Here is a 2,217-nt window from a genome sequence, read left to right on the forward strand (position 1 = left end):
GGTGGTGGTTGCGGTGGAGCATGCGGTGGCGGGGACGGTGTTGGTTGCTTATCTCACGCCGGGGTCGCTGGAGGTGTCTGGGGAGCAGTTGCGGGTGTGGTTGGGTGCGAGGTTGCCTGCTCATATGGTGCCTACGGCGTTTGTGTGGCTTGAGGTGTTGCCGGTGACGGCGAATGGCAAACTCGATCGCAAGGCACTGCCCGCTGCAGACCTGACCACTGTCGTCGGCCAGGGTCGTACGCTCTCGTCTGACACCGAGATCCAGGTGGCTGCTGCGTTCTCGGCGGTGTTGGGCATGGACAGCGGCGTTGAATTGTCCGTTGAGGACGACTTCTTCGCGTTGGGCGGGCACTCGTTGTTGGCGACGCGGCTGGTTGCGCGGCTGGGCGAGGGTCGTGTCGGTCAGCTGTCGTTGCGGTCGGTGTTCGATCATCCGACTGTCGCTGGGCTGGCGGCTGTCGTTGACGGTTCCGTCTCTGGTGGGCCTGTGTTGCCGCGGGTGGGTGATGTCGTTCGGCCGGAGGTGGTGCCGGCGTCGTTTGGTCAGCGGGCGTTGTGGGTGGTCGGTGAGTTGACCGGTGCGGGTTCGGTGTACACGGTGCCGGTGGTGTGGCAGGTTCGTGGAGACCTCGATGTCGCTGCGTGGGAGCAGGCCGTGTGCGACGTGGTAGCTCGACACGAGGCGCTGCGGACCCGGCTGATCGAAGATGCATCGGGCGAGTTGGTACAGGTCGTCGAACCCGGAGAAAACGTCACGGACTGGTTGGTTGTCGACCACCGAGATGCATCCGAGCGTGACGAGGAGGCAACGGGAGAACTCCTGGACGACTGGGTCCAACGCCCGGTCTCCCTGAACGCCGACATGCCCGTTCGTGCGCTTGTCGTTTCTCGAAGCAATGGTCGATATGTGCTGGCAATGGCGATTCAGCATGCCTTCGTCGACGAGTGGTCGCAACCTGCGTTGGCGGCGGACCTGTGGTCGGCCTACGTCGCCCGTGGCGCTGGACGTGAGCCTGCGTTCGAGCCGTTGCACGCTCAGTACGCGGATTTTGCTGTATGGCAGCATCATCTGGACGACCAGGGCTACTTCGATGTCGCTCGCCGCTACTGGGCCGACGAGTTGGCCGGTGTTCCTGAGCTGTCGACGTTGCCGGCTGATCATGTGCGTCCGGCGTTCCCGAGTCATCGTGGTGCGGATCTGCCGATCGCGATCGGTGCGGAGGTGACCGGCCGGCTTCAGCAGGTTGCGGCGGATGCGAATGTGTCGATGTTCATGGTGGTCCAGGCAGTCGTCGCGGCCACGTTGCATCGTCTGGGTGCCGGTGAGGATCTGGTGGTCGGCTCGCCGATCGGTGGGCGCACCGACCCGTCCCTGGTGGACACGGTCGGCTATTTCGTGAACACGCTCCCGATCCGGCATCGACTCAGCGTCGACGACAGTGTCGGGAGCCTCCTCAGCAGAACGCGGACCGCTGTTCTCGACGCATTCGAGCACCAGCACTTACCTTTTGACCTCATGGCTGCCGAAGCGGAGGTGCTCCGCGTGCCGGGTGCGAATCCGCTCGCGCAGGTACTCCTCACGTACACCACCGACATCGGTGAGAGTTCTATCTCGCCGGAGCTCGCCATCTCCTCTGGCCTGACCATTCTCGATCCGGTCCGTCCGCATCTGGGTGCGGTGAAGGCGGATCTGGATGTGTATCTGGGTGTGCGGGATGGTGGTCTCGAGGGTTTCGTGTCGTATGCGACGGATCTGTACGACCCGGCTACGGCGGCGCAATTCGTGTCGACGTTGGGTGCTGTGGCCGAGGCGTTTGCTGGGTCCGTCGATGTTCGGTTGGCGGAGCTGGAGGTGCCTGCGCCTGAGCGTGAGGTGCTGGCGGGGTGGTCGCAAGGTGCGGTGGCGGATTTGTCGGGGAGCACAGTTGATGGGGTGTTGCGGGCTGCTGCGACCGAGAATGCCGATGTCGGTGCGGTTGTCTTTGGTGATGTGTGTTTGTCGTATGCCGAGTTTGATGGGCGGGTGAATCGGCTGGCTCGGTGTTTGGTTGGTTGTGGTGTGGGGGTGGGTGATCGGGTTGTGGTGGTGGTTCGGCGTGATGAGTGGTTGCCGGTGATGGTGGGGATTGCCCCCACTTTGGTTGACATCTGACCTGTGAGATTTGATCTCACGGTGAAAGGATGTTCGACATGCCCAAGCCCTATCCGAAGGAGTTC

1 protein-coding gene is annotated in these 2,217 nt (G+C 63.1%); it reads left to right on the forward strand.

What is annotated here, in order from left to right; genetic code table 11:
- On the forward strand, nucleotides 1–2,152 hold a 2,152-nt coding region (locus DFR67_RS30095), incomplete at its 5' end, for a condensation domain-containing protein (RefSeq protein WP_146240585.1).
- Nucleotides 2,153–2,217 lie beyond the last annotated feature (65 nt).

It is taken from the genome of Williamsia limnetica (assembly GCF_003217475.1).
GTDB lineage: Bacteria > Actinomycetota > Actinomycetes > Mycobacteriales > Mycobacteriaceae > Williamsia > Williamsia limnetica.